Raw genomic sequence first — 15,626 nt, forward strand, 5'->3', positions numbered from 1 at the left:
TGCTTCCCAATCGACCAGCGACAGGCTAACCCGCAGCCTTGGATGGGAGAAGATGAGCAGTGGCCGCACCGGATCTTACGACGCTTTATAACGCCGACGACGCGGCAACGCAGGCGCGTTCGATGCACAATCGCGCGCTTCGCGACGATCTGTGGGCGCGGGTTGCCGCCTCGGCGCTTGGGGGCAGCGAAAAATCGCGCGAACGCCATACGAGCCGCGGCAAGCTGCTCCCGCGCGAGCGCGTCGAGCGGCTGCTCGATCCGGGCTCGCCCTTTCTCGAAATCGGCCAGCTCGCGGCGTGCGACATGTATGGCGGCGAAGTCCCCGGCGCGGGGATGATCGCCGGCATTGGCCGTGTGTCGGGACGGCAGGCGATGATCGTCTGCAACGACGCGACGGTAAAGGGCGGCACCTATTATCCGATGACGGTCAAGAAGCATCTCCGCGCGCAGGAGATTGCCGAGGCGAACCGCCTGCCCTGCATCTACCTTGTCGATAGCGGCGGCGCGAACCTGCCGCATCAGGCCGAGGTATTTCCCGACCGCGACCATTTCGGGCGCATCTTCTTCAACCAGGCGAATATGTCGGCAAAGCGCATCCCGCAGATCGCCTGCGTGATGGGAAGCTGCACCGCGGGCGGCGCTTACGTGCCCGCGATGTCGGACGAGACGGTGATCGTGCGGGGCCAGGGCACGATCTTCCTCGCCGGACCGCCGCTCGTGAAGGCCGCAACGGGCGAGGAGATCAGCGCCGAAGACCTTGGCGGCGGCGATCTGCACGCGAAGAAATCGGGCGTCGTCGACCATCTCGCCGAGAATGACGAACATGCGCTGACGATCGTGCGCGATATTATGTCGCACCTCTCTGGTCCGTTCGTGTCGAGCGAAGTCGAGACACCGGGCGGTCATGCGCGTGCGATGGGCATCTCGGCTTCGCTCGATGCGAACGGGATTAGAGAACCCCGCCCGCCCAAATATGACCCCGAAGAGCTCTACGGCATCATCCCCGAGGATGTCCGCGCCCCCTATGACGTCCACGAGGTGATCGCGCGCATCGTCGATGCCAGCGAGTTTCACGAGTTCAAGGCGAACTACGGCAGCACGCTCGTCTGCGGCTTCGCGCACATCTGGGGCATCCCCGTCGCGATCCTCGCCAACAATGGCGTGCTGTTCAGCGAGAGCGCGGTCAAGGGCGCGCATTTCATCGAACTGGCGCAGCAGCGCCGCATTCCCCTGCTCTTCCTCCAGAATATCAGCGGCTTCATGGTCGGTGGGAAATATGAGGCAGAAGGTATTGCAAAACATGGGGCAAAGCTGGTGACAGCCGTGGCAACGGCCACCGTGCCGAAAATCACGGTGCTGATCGGCGGCAGCTTCGGCGCGGGCAATTACGGCATGTGCGGCCGCGCCTATTCGCCCCGCTTCCTCTTCACCTGGCCCAATGTGCGGATCAGCGTGATGGGCGGCGAGCAGGCGGCGAGCGTGCTGGCGACCGTCCACCGCGACGCCGACAAATGGACGGCGGAGGAAGCCGAAGCCTTCAAGGCGCCGATCCGCCAGAAATATGAGGATGAAGGCAATCCCTATCACGCCACCGCGCGGCTGTGGGACGATGGCATCATCGACCCCGCGCAGACGCGCGACGTGCTGGGCCTCGCCTTCGCCGCAACGCTGAACGCCCCGGTCGAAGACCGCGGGTTCGGCGTGTTCAGAATGTAAGGATGCTGCAATGATTGCCCGTCGCTGGCACGGTATCGTTCCCCGCGAAAAGTCCGACGCCTACCGCAGGCTGATGATCGAAGTCGCGATTCCGGATTATCGGTCGATCGCCGGCAATCGCGGTGCGTGGTGTCTGACAAGAGAAGACGGTGCGCTGGTTCATTTCGAAATGCTGACGTTCTGGGATAGTTACCAGGCAATCGAAGCCTTCGCCGGAAGCCCGCTCGACGCTGCGAAATATTATGATTTCGACGCGGATTTTTTAATCGAGCAGGAACCGACAGTCCTGCATTTCGAAGTGAGCACCAACGCATGATCCAATCCCTCCTCATCGCCAATCGCGGCGAGATTGCCTGCCGGATCATTCGTACCGCGCGCGAAATGGGCATTCGGACCATCGCGGTCTATTCGGACGCCGATGCAAAGGCGCTTCACGTCCGGCAAGCCGACGAGGCGGTGCATATCGGGCCGTCGCCGACGCGTGAGTCCTATCTGGTGGGTGAGAAGATCATTGCCGCCGCGAAGGCGAGCGGCGCACAGGCGATCCATCCGGGCTACGGCTTCCTCTCCGAAAATGCCGAATTCGCGCAAGCGGTTGTCGACGCCGGGCTTGTCTGGGTCGGTCCCAATCCCGCCAGCATCACCGCGATGGGACTGAAGGATGCCGCCAAGAAACTGATGGCCGAAGCAGGGGTGCCCGTCACCCCCGGCTATATGGGCGAAAATCAGGACCCCGACTATCTCGCCGAACAGGCGGCCGAAATCGGCTACCCCGTGCTGATCAAGGCCGTGGCTGGCGGCGGCGGCAAGGGGATGCGCAAGGTCGACAGCGCCGCCGACTTCGCCGACGCGCTCGCCTCGTGCCAGCGCGAAGCGGCGGCATCGTTCGGCAACGACCATGTGCTGATCGAGAAATATATCCTCACCCCCCGCCATATCGAGGTGCAGATATTCGGCGACACGCACGGCAATGTCGTCCATCTGTTCGAGCGCGACTGCTCGCTCCAGCGCCGCCACCAGAAGGTGATCGAGGAGGCCCCTGCTCCCGGCATGGACGAAGCGACGCGCGCCGAGCTGTGCGCCGCCGCGGTACGCGCAGCAAAAGCCGTCGATTATGTCGGCGCGGGAACGATCGAGTTCATCGCCGACGCGTCCGAAGGCCTGCGCGCCGACCGCATCTGGTTCATGGAAATGAACACGCGGTTGCAGGTCGAACATCCGGTGACCGAGGAAATCACCGGCGTCGACCTTGTCGAATGGCAATTGCGCGTGGCCAGCGGCGAGCCGATCCCGCTGGCGCAGAACGAGCTCGCAATCGACGGCTGGGCGATGGAGGCGCGGCTTTATGCCGAGGATCCTACAACGGGTTTTCTTCCAAGCACTGGCACGCTCGTCGAGTTCGACTTGGGTTATCGAGCCCGCATCGACTCGGGCGTCGAACTAGGTGATTTGATCTCGCCCTACTATGATCCGATGATCGCCAAGCTCATCACATCGGGGCCAAATCGACACGCGGCCGGATATCGATTGCTTGAAGCTGTTCGCCAAGTTCAGGTTTGGCCCGTCAAAACCAATGCAGCGTTTCTCGGCTCATGCCTTCTGGACGAGGACTTCATAGCGGGCAATTTCGATACAGGATTGATCCAGCGCAAAGTGGATGCACTGACTACCGCGCCCCCTGTTGACGATGCCGAGAAGAGCGCAGGCGTCTTGAACCTGCTCCGAGCGGAGAGCGGCGATCCAATGCGATCGCCGCTTCAAAGGCCCGATGGCTCTCTCGATTGGTCGGTGCACAATAGTTCACGACTGAATAGCTTATTTGGTTTTCGACTAAACAATGCTCCCAACCGCCTGATCCGGATGACCGTCGATGGCGAGCCCACCAGCGTCAGGCTGGCCGAACCGCTTCTTGGCAATCGGAACAAGCACTACGGCCGCTATGGCGACGCATGGAGCCGACTGGGCGAGGGGTTTGTCCATCGCTTCACTCTGGAGTCGCGTTTCCATGGCGGCACCGCCGGCACGGCGGGCGACGGCGCAATCCTCTCCCCCATGCCCGGCAAGATCATCGCGGTCGAAGTCGCGGCGGGCGACACTGTCGTGAAGGGCCAGAAACTGCTCACCCTCGAAGCCATGAAGATGGAGCACAGCCTGACCGCGCCCTTCGACGGGGTGGTGGCCGAACTCAACGCGGTCGCCGGGGCGCAGGTGCAGGTCGAGGCACTGCTGGTGAAGATCGACGCGGCAGAAGAATAGACCCTGTTGTTCGTCACCCCGGACTTGATCCGGGGCCCATCGCCGGTCGTTACGTTCAACGCCGCGCCAGACGAAAGAACAGGCCATGGATGCTGTAACAAACTCAGCATCACGATTTTTGGGAGCTAAAGAATGGCCGGCAAATTTTTCGACGAATGGACCATCGGCGACACGCTGACCCACGACATCCGGCGCACGGTGACCGAAACCGACAATCTTCTGTTCACGACGATGACGCACAATCCCCAGCCGTTGCACCTCGACGTCGAAGCGGCGAAGGCGTCCGAGTTCGGGCAGATCCTCGTCAACGGCACCTTCACCTTCAGCCTGATGGTCGGGCTGTCGGTCGGCGACACGACGCTCGGCACGCTCGTCGCGAACCTCGGCTATGACAAGCTCGTGATGCCCAAGCCCGTGTTCATCGGCGACACGCTCCGCGCGACGAGCGAGGTGATCGCGCTCAAGGAATCGAAATCGCGGCCCAACGCCGGGATCGTCACCTTCCTGCACAAGGCGATCAACCAGCGCGACGAAATTGTGTGCCAGTGCGAACGCTCGGCGCTGATCAAGCGAAAAGACTGATTCGTCCTCTTAGGGTCAGGACCCTTGGTTCGAGCGAAGTCGAGAATCACTGACCCCTCGCATGTCTCGACTTCGCTCGACCCGAACGGCATAGGTGATGGCATGAGACTCCGCTCGCTCCTCTTCGTCCCGGGCGACCGCCCCGAGCGTTTCGCCAAGGCCGCGGCTTCGGGCGCCGACGCGATCATCCTTGACCTCGAGGATTCGGTTGCGCTCGCCAACAAGGAGGCCGCGCGCGGCCATGTCGCCGATTATCTTGCGGGCGCGCGCGCGGTGTTCACGCTCGTTCGCGTCAACCCGCTCGACGGGCATATGACGGCAGCGGACGTCGCCGCCATCGTCGACGCACGCCCCGACGCGATCATGCTCCCGAAGGCCGAGGGCGCACCGAGCATCGCGCAGCTCGATACCATCCTGCGCAGCGAAGGCGGCGATGCGGCATCGCTTCCCGCGATCCTGCCGATTGCGACCGAAACCCCAACGGCGGTCTTCACGCTCGGCAGCTACCGCGAGGCAAAGAGCCGCCTCGTTGGCCTCACCTGGGGCGCGGAGGACCTGCCTGCCGCCATCGGTGCGGCGACGAGCCGTGAGGATGATGGAAATTACACCGACCCTTATCGCGTCGTCCGCGCTCTGACGCTCTTTGCCGCGCACGCGGCGGGCGTAGCCGCCATCGACACCGTATTTCCGGCGATCAAGGATGAAGCCGGCCTCGCAACCTATGCCGCCCGCGCGCGCCGCGATGGCTTTACCGGCATGATGGCGATCCACCCGTCGCAGGTGGCACCGATCAACGCTGCCTTCACCCCCTCTGTCGAAGAGGTCCACCGCGCGCAGGCGATTGTCGACGCCTTTGCCGCAAGCCCCGGCGCGGGCGTGTTGCAGGTCGACGGAAAGATGGTCGATGCGCCGCATCTCAAGCAGGCGCTGCACATATTGTCGCTTGCCGACTAGGGTTCTGACCCTGGCCGCTAACGCTTGCCGCGAAATGGGCGGTGGCGTTTCGCCCATTTCTTGCCGCGCCGCCAATGCTTGCGAAGTCCGCGCGCGGCAAAGCCTTCGAACATCTGGTCGGGACTGGCGGGGTCGAGCAGTTCATTCTCCGCAATGAACTCGTCGAGCGGGCCGGGTGCGGTCAGGTCGAGGCGGTCGAGCGTCCGCCCCTTCCCCCGCAGCGATTCAACCGTTTCGATGAGCGAGCCACACGCGTCGAAACGCCGCGCAACATCGTCCGGATCGACGCCCAGATGCTCGGCGAGCAGCGATTCGCGCAGCATCCGGATGGTCGGACCGACATCGCGATTGGCGGCAAGGCCGACGTCGATGGTGACATCGCATTCGCTGTCGAGCGCCATCGAACGGTTGTTGAGGTTCGCCGACCCCACACGGATCACGCGGTCGTCGATGATCGTCGTCTTGGAATGGACATAGATGGGCTGGCCGCCTGCGGTGCGCGGGACATAGATGCGCAGCCGGTCGCCGTGGCGCGCTTTCGCGATCTGGCGGGCCAGCACGACGCGCGCGGCGTCCATCGCCTTTTGCTCGAGCCAGCCGTCGGCAGTCGCGGGCATCACCAGGACAAATTCGGGCGCGTCGTCTTCGTCGAGGCGTTCGGCGATTGCGGCCGCGATGGTCGCGCAGGTGAAATATTGATTTTCGATATAAACGAAGCGCCTGGCTGCCGCGATCATGTCGAGATAGAGTTGCTCGATCTCACGCACCGGCTCGCACCCGTCATATTCGGCGCGTGTGCGCGAAATCGCAACGTCGACGTTGCGAAAATGCGGATCGAGGTCGTCGGGCCAATTCTCGCCAACGCCGCTCAGATCGCGCAGCGGTTTGCGCGTCGCGCGCTGCCAGCGCTCGTTGCCGAGTTCGGCGAGCGCTTCGCCGACCCTGCCCGCGAGCATCATCGTCGAATCGTGCCACGGCATGTAAGTGGCGCCGTCGGGCGCGACGCGGCAGGGCTCGTCGTCGCGATGTGCGCGCGTGTCCCAGCGACGCGAGCCCACGTCGATCCCGCCGCACACCGCGAGATGGTCGTCGAAAACCGCGACCTTCTGATGATGGCTGCATCCCACGGGATGCGCGCTGTCGAGCCGGAAGCTGATCGACCGCGTCACTTTCCAGCGCAGGACCATCGCGAGGATGCGCGGGATCGCGAAATGTTTGAGCGCGCCGAAACTCCATCGCAAAATGTCGATGTCGCGGTCGGGGCGCTCTTTCGCCAGGCGGAGCATGTAATGGCCGAGCGATTCGCCCTTGCCGTCGCTGCCCGGCAACAGCGAGATGCGCGGGTCGAAATCCCAGCCGATCAACAGCACGCGCTCTTTTGCGCCATCCATCAGGCGGGCAAGCAGCGCGTAATAGTCGGCGGCATCGACGATCAGGCGGGCCGCGTCGGCGCCTTCTATTCGCCAGCAATTGCGCCCCTCGGCGACGATGGGGGGGACAGTATCGGTCATCGCCGCCGACACGCATGGCGGCGGCGATGGTTGCGTGCCGGGCGGTCAGGCCGCGTGAAACTGCTCCGGCGTCAGCGCCATCATCGCTTCGCTTCCCGCCTCGATCTTGCGCCGCAGCGCGCCGGCGTCGGGCATGAAGCGTTCGGCGAAATGGCGCGCGGTGACGAGCTTCGCTTCGAGGAACGCCTTGCTGCCGCGCCCTTCGTCGAGCGCCGCCTGCGCCGCCGTCGCCATCCGCAACCACATGAGTCCTAGGGAAACGATCCCCATAACATGCATATAATGATACGCACCCGCACCGACATTGTCGGGGTTGGTCATGCCATTTTGCATGAACCACATGGTCGCCGCCTTGAGCTCGCCATTCGCCTTTTCGAGGCGCGTCGCGAAATCGGCGAGCGGCCCGTCTTTCGCGTCGGCACATTCGGCGTCAATCGTCGCGAAGAGAAGCTGGACCGCGCGGCCGCCGCTCTGCGCAAGCTTGCGACCGACGAGGTCCATCGCCTGCACGCCGTTCGCGCCCTCGTAGATCATCGTGATGCGCGCATCGCGGACATATTGGCTCATGCCATGTTCCTCGATGTAGCCGTGGCCGCCGAACACCTGCTGCGCGTTGGTCGCGACTTCATAGCCCTTGTCGGTGCCATAGCCCTTGATCACCGGCGTCAGCAGGCTGACGAGGTCATCGGCCTGCTGCCGCTCCTCTTCGCTTGCGGCGGCATGCGACAGGTCGACCTGCAGTGCGCCCCAGATGCACAGTGCGCGCAGTCCTTCGACAAAGGCTTTCGAATCCATCAGCATCCGGCGAATATCGGGGTGCACGAACAAGGGATCGGCCTTTTCCTGCGGATCCTGGGGGCCGGTGAGCGCACGCCCTTGACGACGGTCCTGCGCATAGGCGACGGCATTCTGGAACGCGATGTCGGCCTGTCCCAACCCCTGGATACCCACGCCGAGGCGCGCCGCGTTCATCATCACGAACATCGCGGCGAGACCCTTATTCTCCTCGCCCACCATCCAGCCGGTCGCACCGTCGTAATTCATCACGCAGGTCGAGTTGGCGTGGATGCCCATCTTGTGCTCGATCGACCCGCACGACAGGCTGTTGCGCTCGCCAAGGCTGCCGTCGGCGTTGATAAGGAATTTGGGGACGATGAAGAGCGAAATCCCCTTCACGCTGTCGGGCGCGTCGGGGGTCTTTGCGAGCACGAGATGGACGATATTCTCGGTCAGGTCATGCTCGCCCGACGAAATGAAGATCTTGGTGCCCGTGACTGCATAGCTGCCGTCGCCGTTCGGCACCGCGCGCGTTCGGATGAGGCCGAGGTCGGTGCCGCAGTGCGGTTCGGTCAGGTTCATCGTCCCGCCCCATTCACCCGACACCATCTTGGGGACATAGGTTGCCTTCTGCTCGTCCGAGCCCTTGACGAGAATGGCGGCAATCGCGGCCTGGGTCAGACCTGGATACATGGCGAACGCCTGGTTGGCGGCCATGCGAAACTCTTCGACCGGAAAGCCGACAATGTGCGGGAGGCCTTGTCCGCCAAACTCTTCGGGCTGGGTGAGTAGCGTCCAGCCGGCATCACAATAGGCCTTATACGCTTCCTTGAAGCCCTCAGGCGTGGTGACCGACCCGTCGTCATGACGCGTACAGCCCTCCAGATCGCCCGACTGGTTGATCGGGAAAAGCACCTCTTCGCAGAACTTGCCCGCTTCGGTGAGCACCGCCTCGACCATGTCGGGGGTCGCATTCTGAAAGCCCGGCAGATTGGCATAACGTTCGATGCCGAGGACATCGTTGATCAGGAAAAGCGTGTCCTGAACGGGGGCGCGATAAACAGGCATGCGGATACTTTCTGAAAATCAGCGGTGAGAGAATATAGCTTGCCCGGGGAGGCGGCGAAAGCGAAGGTCAGCGCGCCTTTTGCTTGGCGTCGACTTTTCGGACCGTCTCGATGAATCGCGTCAGCTCATCGACCGCGCTATCGATATCATCACGCTGACGTTGCAACAGCGCAATCCGTTCCTGGCACTTTTCAATCGTCACCTGCCGCTGCAATTTGCGGCCGTCTCCGACGTCGTAAAGATCGATCATCTCGCGGATGTCGGCGAGGCTGAACCCCGTGCGCTTGGCACGCAAAATCCAGGCAAGTCGGGCGCGATCGCGCTTTGAATAGATACGCGACAGTCCCTTGCGCGACGGACTGATCAGCCCCTCATCTTCGTAGAAACGCAGCGCCCGCGCCGTCACACCGAATTCGGTCGACAGATCGGTAATACTATATTGTTCGCGGCCCAGATGATCGGGCGTATCGATATGCGCGTGGCCGTAGGTGTCGGTCATGCGCGAAGACTAGTTTCCGTTGACGTGAACGTCAAGGCCGCGCAGCGGGCCAGAAACCGCCGCTTCAATCACGGCAGGGCGTGCCCATATTGCCCCGGTTATCGGGTATCTGCAAGCGTCGGGCATCGTCCGCCGACCAGCTTGCGCGCGGAAGGCGCAATCCGCGGAGCGAAACGCGGTCGGAGCACAGTTTTTCGCATTGTTCGGGAAAGGTTCCGGGCAGGCGCAACTCGTCACCCTCCTCGTAAACGACGAGTTCACAACCGTCGTGCCCTGAAAATGCAAGGCGCCAACTGTCGCCCTCGCGCCCTATCCCGCCGGAAGCGCTGCACGTCAGTTCGGTACCGAAGGATGCCGAGAGCACGAAACGCCATTCATCTTGTCCATCGGGAACAATGCACATCACGTCGCGACCCAGATTGTGGCGTCGCTCGAGTACGCCCGACGGGTCTGCCGACGGGTTATGGACGAGTCCGCGTTCTCGCGCTGCTATTTCGAGCGGGTTCTCGAGATCGACCGCTCCGCCGCTATTCGGATGACGATCACATGCCGCCAGCAGCGCGACCGTGCACAGCAACGCCAACCTAGCCATTGTTACAAGAACACCAATCGGCCGTCGGGCTCTATCCTGCGGTAAAAGCAGCTTCTTCGTCCCGTATGACAGGCTGGCCCCGATGGCTCGACGCGCAGCAGCAACGCATCCTGATCGCAGTCGACGCGAAGATCGACGACCGTCAGCACATTGCCCGAGGTCTCACCTTTCTGCCAAAGGCGGCCGCGCGAGCGCGACCAGAAATGCGCCAATCCGGTCGCCTGCGTCTTTGCAATCGCCGCGTCATTCATATGTGCCACCATCAATATGTCGCCGGAGGCGGCATCGACGACAATCGCGGTTACCAGACCCGCTGCGTCAAAACGCGGGTCAAAACGGGCGGATTCGTCACGGGCCTGATCCATGAATTCGGCTTTAGGGCAGGAAAACTGTCGCTGCCAAGCCAAGACTGGTCGCTGTCATCAAAGAGTCCAAATTGGGGGGGCGACATTTGCGATTGCGGCCCCTATATGCGCGGCAGTCCCAGCCCCCTGCCCCCGGAACGAAATGCTGACGACCCATCCTTTTGACGACGACAAGCTCCGCGAGGAGTGCGGCGTCTTTGGTATTCACGGCGCCGAAAGCGCCGCCGCGGTCGTGGCGTTGGGGCTCCATGCCCTCCAGCACCGTGGTCAGGAAGCCGCCGGCATCACGGCCTTCGACGGCAAGGAATTTCATACCCATCGCGCGATGGGCCACGTCGCGGGCAATTTCGACCGCGACGATATCATGCGCCAACTCGCGGGCAGCTCGGCGATCGGCCATGTACGCTATTCCACGACCGGCGAAACGGCGCTTCGCAACGTACAACCGCTGTTTGCCGACCTCGCCACCGGCGGCTTCGCGGTCGCGCATAACGGCAACATCTCCAACGCCACGGCGCTACGCAAGATATTGGTTCGCCGTGGATCCATCTTCCAATCGACGAGCGACACCGAAGTCATCATCCACCTCGTCGCCACCTCCAATTACCGCACCCTGCTCGACCGGTTCATCGACGCGCTGAAGCAGGTCGAGGGGGCCTATTCGCTGATCTGCTTGACCGCAGAAGGCATGATCGGCTGCCGCGACCCGCTCGGCATCCGCCCGTTGGTCATCGGCAAGCTCGGCAACGCGCATATTCTGGCGTCAGAAACGGTGGCGCTCGATGTTGTCGGCGCCGAGTTCGTCCGCTCGGTTGAGCCCGGCGAGCTCGTCATCATCCGCGAGGGCGAACTGACGTCGCACCATCCCTTTGCCGAGCGCCCCGCGCGTCCGTGCATCTTCGAATATGTCTATTTCTCGCGCCCCGATTCGATCGTCGACGGGACGAGCGTCTATTCGGTGCGCAAGGCGATCGGCGCGGAACTGGCCCGCGAGAATCCGGTCGAGGCCGATCTGGTCATCCCGGTCCCCGATTCGGGGACGCCCGCGGCGATCGGCTATGCCCAGGAATCGGGGATTCCGTTCGAACTCGGCATTATTCGCTCGCACTATGTCGGCCGCACCTTCATCCAGCCGGGCGACAAGGTTCGCCACCTTGGCGTCAAGCTCAAGCACAATGCCAACCGCGCGCTGATTGCGGGCAAGCGCATCGTCCTCATCGACGATTCGATCGTTCGCGGCACGACCAGTCTGAAAATCGTCCAGATGATGCGCGATGCCGGGGCGGCAGAGGTGCATATGCGCATCGCTAGCCCGCCGACGTCGCACAGCTGCTTCTATGGCGTCGACACACCCGAACGCGCGAAGCTGCTCGCCGCGCAGATGACGGTGGGACAGATGGCGAACTTCATTAATGCCGACAGCCTGTCGTTCTTGACGATCGACGGGCTATATCGCGCGCTCGGTGAAGCAAAGCGCGCCGACGATTGCCCGCAATATTGCGACGCCTGTTTCACGGGCGATTATCCGACGACGCTGACCGACTTTGACGAAAACAGTCTCGAGGATCAGTTTTCGCTTCTTGCCGAGCGGGTTGTCTGACGAAATGACCACGAAAACCGAAGAATTGGGCGGGCAGGTTGCGCTCGTCACCGGGGCGAGCCGCGGTATTGGCGAGGCCATCGCCTATTCACTCGCGACGCGCGGCGCCCACGTCGTCATCACGGCGCGCACGGCTGGCGGGCTCGAGGCGCTGGAGGATCGCATCCACGATGCTGGCGGCAGCGCGACGATCGCGCCGCTCGATCTGACTGACGGAGACAGCATTGCGCGCCTTGCGAGCGCGATGGCCGAACGCTGGAACAAGCTCGACATGCTCGTGCTCAATGCCGCGATGCTCGGAACGCTGACGCCGGTGGCCGCGATCGACGGCAAGGAATTCAATCGCCTCCTGACACTCAACCTGATCGCGCAACAAGCGCTGATCGCCAATTTCGATCCACTGCTCCGCCGCGCTTCGAACGGCCGTCTTGTTGCCCTGTCGAGCAGCGTTGCGCGCAGCCCGCGGGCCTATTGGGGTGCCTATGCGGCGTCGAAGGCGGCGTTCGAGGCGCTTGTCACCAGCTACGGCGCAGAAATGCAGAATATTTCGGGCGTTCGCACCGCGATCCTCAACCCCGGCGCGACACGCACGCAAATGCGCGCTCGCGCCTATCCCGGCGAAGATCCGCAAAGCATAAAGGAACCGTCAGCGGTCGGCGAGTTTGTCGCCCGCATGATGGCCGAGGGCTTCGACAGCACGGCATTCCACGAATTGCCCAAAGTCATGGCCGACGCTTAACGCACTTTTTGCGTTCCAGTGGCACAAGGGCTGCGGTTTGGAACATCAGGGGTTCGCACAATGAATTCGACCGTGCGCGGCATTGCCGGGACGATGGCCGGCATATTGGTTGCCTTCGCGCTTCTCTGGATTGCGCAATATGCCGGGAGCGCGCTGTCGCCCGATGTCTATGATCCGTCGACGGGAGAAGTTTTGATCCCCATCGGTTCGACAATCGCGCTCTTCATCGGCTGGTTTGTCGGCACCTTCGCGGGAAGCTGGCTCGCGATGCGCGTGTCGGGCAATTCAGGCGCCGGCTGGGTCGTCGCGGGCGCGATACTCGGGGCGAGCCTCTACCGCGCCGTGACGCTGGCAGACCAGTGGTGGGTCATGGCGATCGGCATCGTCATTCCGCTGGCCGCAGCATGGGCCGCGCAGCGCGCATCGGCGCTGGCGCCTGTCCATCCTGCGTGAGAGTGCTGCCCGCTAAGGCGCGGATTCGCGGTCGATAGCGGCCTGCACCGTCTTGTAAAATGTCTCGCGCGCAGTTCCTACGCCTTCCGGGTCGGTCGCAGTCGGCCAATTCCCGTTCGAAGCGATCACCAACTTCCGCGCCGGGTCGATGAAAATCCCCTGCCCGAAAATGCCCTGGGCAGCGAAACTTCCGTCGTCGTTGGTCCACCACTGATAGCCATAGCCGCGGCCCGGCACGTCGATGTCCGCCCGCTTGGTCGTCGCCGAAGCCAGCCAGTCGTCAGGGAGAATTTTTTCGCCACCCGCGATGCCTCCGTTCAAGATGAACTGGCCGAAACGCGCATAGTCGCGCAAACTTGCCGACATGCAGCAGCCGCTGATCTCGTGCCCCGTCGCACCGAGCATCCAGACGCCGTCCTGCTCCATCCCGAACGGCTTCCAGACCTTTTCGGAGAGATAGTCGGACAGCGTCTTACCCGTCGCACTCGACACGAGCACACCGATCAAATTGGTCTCGCCGGTCTTGTAAACCCACTTTGATCCTGCCGGAGCTTCGCGGGGCAACGTCTTCATATAGCTGACCGTTATGTCCTCGCCGGGGACGGGCTTCTGAAGGCTGAAGCGCGCGACGTCCGAATTGGGATCGGTATAATCCTCATTCCATTTGACCCCCGACGTCATCGTCAGCAGCTGGCGAACGCTGACGTCGTCATAGGCCGAGCCGGCAAGGTCCGGGATATAGACCGTGACCTTGTCGTCGAGGCTCCTGATATAGCCGTCCTTGACGGCGGCACCGACGAGCGTGGAGGTAAAGCTCTTCGCGACCGAAAAGCTGGTCCAGCGCCCGCCTGCATCATAGCCGAGCGCGTATTTCTCCAAGCGAACCTTGCCGTCCTGCACGATGATCAACCCGGCATTGCGCTGCGCGGCCATATGCGCATCGACGTCGAGACCGATGTCAAGCGGCTCACCTTCCGGCAACGGATAGACCGGTCCACCGGCAGCGATTCGGTTCACCACTACCTTCGGGACGGTCTCCATGGTCCGAAAGGCTGCATCGCGTTGGTCTTGGCTCCAGAAAAGCACGTTCAGATCCTCCGGAAATTGGTTGCTCGTCTGGGCGGATGCGGAGCAAACGCCCGCCATCGCAGCGGCCCCCATGAACGCCGCAGCCATATATCGTCGCATAACCAGAACGGCCTCCCCTCGATTGTTTATATTTGTTTTTCCAGCGTCACCTGCGCCACGTCGATCCCGCCGCCGCGAAAACCGCCTTCGCAATATTGCAGATAGAATCGCCACAGCCGCACGAAACGCTCGTCGAACCCCGACGGGAGGCTTCCGCTTGCCACGACGCGGTCGAACCGCTCGCGCCATTGTCTGAGCGTTTCGGCATAATCGGCACCGAAATGCCGCACGTCGCGCCACACGAGCCCGCGCGCCTCGGCCAAGGCGCGAAAACGGCTCTCGGAAATCAGGCATCCGCCGGGGAAAATATAGGCCTGGATGAAATCGGTGCTCGCCGCATAATGGTCGAACAGCGACTCCTTCATCGAAATATACTGGATCGCGGCCTTGCCACCGGGCCGCAGGAGCCGCGCGATTGCGTCGAGATAGGCGGGCCAATAGGCCTCTCCCACCGCTTCGACCATTTCAACGCTGGCGATCGCATCGAACGGCCCCTCGACATCGCGGTAGTCGCAAAGTGCAATCCGTGATCGTGCGGTCAAATCTATCGCGTTCAGCCGCGCCGATGCGACATCGGCCTGCGACGGCGAGAGCGTGATTCCGGTGTAGATCACGTCATGACGCTCGACCGCACGTTCAGCCAGAGCGCCCCATCCGCATCCTATTTCGAGCAACCGCCCGCCCGACCGCAGGTCGAGGCGGTCGAGGATCGCGTCGACTTTCGTGGTCTGGGCCTCTTCCAGCGTCTGCTCCGGGTCGTCGAACAGCGCGCTGGAATAATTCAGCGCATCGTCGAGCCACAAGCGATAGAAATCATTGCCCAAATCATAATGGGCGTGAATATTCCGGCGCGCGCCGCGCCGGCTGTTGCGATTCAACGCATGGATCATCCGATTGAGCAGCCGCCACGGACCGCGCGCACGACCCGCCTGACCGAGCGCGTCGCCGTTGCGCATGAAAAGGTCGAACAGCGGCACCGGATCGGGCGACGTCCATTCGCCCTTGTCCCACGCACGATACCAGCCCACCGATCCCGACAGCGCAAGGCGGACCAGCGCGGCCCAGCTCTTGAGATGCACAACCGCCAAAGGGCCGGCGCCGCGCCCGCCGAGAATACGCAATGTTCCGTCGGGCAAATGGCCCTCGATTGTTCCTTCAGCAAGACCCGCATCGATGCGGTCGAGCATCGCATGAAAGACCCGCGCGGGAACAAGGCGCGTCATCAGCGCAAGGCTCCCGCCCGACCGGAAGGCCCGGTCGGCCCGCAGCAAGCTCCTGCCACGCTTCGGGCTGACATGCGTGTTCATATCCGCCTTCCTGCCCT

Annotated in this window: 15 protein-coding genes; 8 read left to right on the forward strand and 7 right to left on the reverse strand. The window is 62.8% G+C overall.

The window, feature by feature from the left end; genetic code table 11:
• Positions 1-122 precede the first annotated feature (122 nt).
• The 5 genes from H7692_RS02100 to H7692_RS02120 all read left to right on the forward strand — a co-directional run bounded on the left by H7692_RS02100 (position 123) and on the right by H7692_RS02120 (position 5,510).
• Positions 123-1,718 carry a carboxyl transferase domain-containing protein gene (locus H7692_RS02100; protein WP_261312237.1) on the forward strand — a complete coding sequence of 532 codons (1,596 nt, stop codon included), beginning with the start codon at positions 123-125 and terminating at the stop codon, positions 1,716-1,718.
• A gap of 10 nt (positions 1,719-1,728) precedes the next feature.
• Positions 1,729-2,034 carry a hypothetical protein gene (locus tag H7692_RS02105; RefSeq protein WP_222136108.1) on the forward strand — a complete coding sequence of 102 codons (306 nt, stop codon included), beginning with the start codon at positions 1,729-1,731 and terminating at the stop codon, positions 2,032-2,034.
• Positions 2,031-3,974 (forward strand): acetyl/propionyl/methylcrotonyl-CoA carboxylase subunit alpha, encoded by a 1,944-nt coding sequence (locus tag H7692_RS02110; protein ID WP_222136107.1) that lies wholly within the window; start codon positions 2,031-2,033, stop codon positions 3,972-3,974. The genes H7692_RS02105 and H7692_RS02110 overlap by 4 nt, the downstream gene beginning before the upstream one ends.
• A gap of 132 nt (positions 3,975-4,106) precedes the next feature.
• Entirely contained in the window at positions 4,107-4,556 is a 450-nt protein-coding gene (locus H7692_RS02115; RefSeq protein ID WP_222136106.1) for a MaoC family dehydratase, read from the forward strand.
• 102 nt (positions 4,557-4,658) lie between these two features.
• Positions 4,659-5,510 (forward strand): HpcH/HpaI aldolase/citrate lyase family protein, encoded by an 852-nt coding sequence (locus H7692_RS02120; protein WP_222136105.1) that lies wholly within the window; start codon positions 4,659-4,661, stop codon positions 5,508-5,510.
• Positions 5,511-5,527: 17 nt separating this feature from the next.
• Here H7692_RS02120 and H7692_RS02125 read toward each other — a convergent pair whose 3' ends face one another.
• The 5 genes from H7692_RS02125 to hisI all read right to left on the reverse strand — a co-directional run bounded on the left by H7692_RS02125 (position 5,528) and on the right by hisI (position 10,322).
• Entirely contained in the window at positions 5,528-7,021 is a 1,494-nt protein-coding gene (locus tag H7692_RS02125; protein ID WP_227339698.1) for a phospholipase D-like domain-containing protein, read from the reverse strand.
• A gap of 45 nt (positions 7,022-7,066) precedes the next feature.
• A complete protein-coding gene (locus H7692_RS02130; RefSeq protein WP_227339699.1) occupies positions 7,067-8,866 on the reverse strand; it encodes an acyl-CoA dehydrogenase C-terminal domain-containing protein in 1,800 nt (599 codons plus the stop codon).
• Positions 8,867-8,933: 67 nt separating this feature from the next.
• Positions 8,934-9,365: a MerR family transcriptional regulator gene (locus tag H7692_RS02135; RefSeq protein WP_201925468.1), complete on the reverse strand. Its 432-nt coding sequence runs from the start codon at positions 9,363-9,365 to the stop codon at positions 8,934-8,936.
• Between the two features lie 64 nt (positions 9,366-9,429).
• Positions 9,430-9,957, reverse strand: a complete 528-nt coding sequence (locus tag H7692_RS02140) for a hypothetical protein (RefSeq protein ID WP_227339700.1) — start codon at positions 9,955-9,957, stop codon at positions 9,430-9,432.
• 2 nt (positions 9,958-9,959) lie between these two features.
• On the reverse strand, positions 9,960-10,322 hold the full coding sequence (gene hisI / locus H7692_RS02145) for a phosphoribosyl-AMP cyclohydrolase (protein ID WP_222136101.1): 363 nt from the start codon (positions 10,320-10,322) through the stop codon (positions 9,960-9,962).
• Between the two features lie 142 nt (positions 10,323-10,464).
• Here hisI and purF point away from each other — a divergent pair, with 142 nt between their 5' ends.
• From purF to H7692_RS02160, 3 genes are read left to right on the forward strand one after another with little or no spacing between them, the layout of a single operon-like run.
• Positions 10,465-11,922, forward strand: a complete 1,458-nt coding sequence (purF, locus tag H7692_RS02150) for an amidophosphoribosyltransferase (protein ID WP_222136100.1) — start codon at positions 10,465-10,467, stop codon at positions 11,920-11,922.
• 4 nt (positions 11,923-11,926) lie between these two features.
• A complete protein-coding gene (locus H7692_RS02155; RefSeq protein WP_201925474.1) occupies positions 11,927-12,661 on the forward strand; it encodes an SDR family NAD(P)-dependent oxidoreductase in 735 nt (244 codons plus the stop codon).
• Between the two features lie 60 nt (positions 12,662-12,721).
• On the forward strand, positions 12,722-13,114 hold the full coding sequence (locus H7692_RS02160; RefSeq protein WP_201925476.1) for a hypothetical protein: 393 nt from the start codon (positions 12,722-12,724) through the stop codon (positions 13,112-13,114).
• Between the two features lie 12 nt (positions 13,115-13,126).
• On the opposite strand, the gene H7692_RS02165 is transcribed toward H7692_RS02160, so the two are convergent.
• Together H7692_RS02165 and H7692_RS02170 are read right to left on the reverse strand one after the other, a co-directional pair.
• Positions 13,127-14,155 carry a serine hydrolase domain-containing protein gene (locus tag H7692_RS02165; RefSeq protein ID WP_227339701.1) on the reverse strand — a complete coding sequence of 343 codons (1,029 nt, stop codon included), beginning with the start codon at positions 14,153-14,155 and terminating at the stop codon, positions 13,127-13,129.
• 173 nt (positions 14,156-14,328) lie between these two features.
• Positions 14,329-15,609, reverse strand: coding sequence for an SAM-dependent methyltransferase (locus tag H7692_RS02170; RefSeq protein ID WP_227339702.1), 1,281 nt, complete (start codon positions 15,607-15,609; stop codon positions 14,329-14,331).
• Positions 15,610-15,626 lie beyond the last annotated feature (17 nt).

This window comes from Sphingopyxis sp. P8, assembly GCF_020622175.1.
GTDB classification, from domain to species: domain Bacteria; phylum Pseudomonadota; class Alphaproteobacteria; order Sphingomonadales; family Sphingomonadaceae; genus Sphingopyxis; species Sphingopyxis jiangsuensis.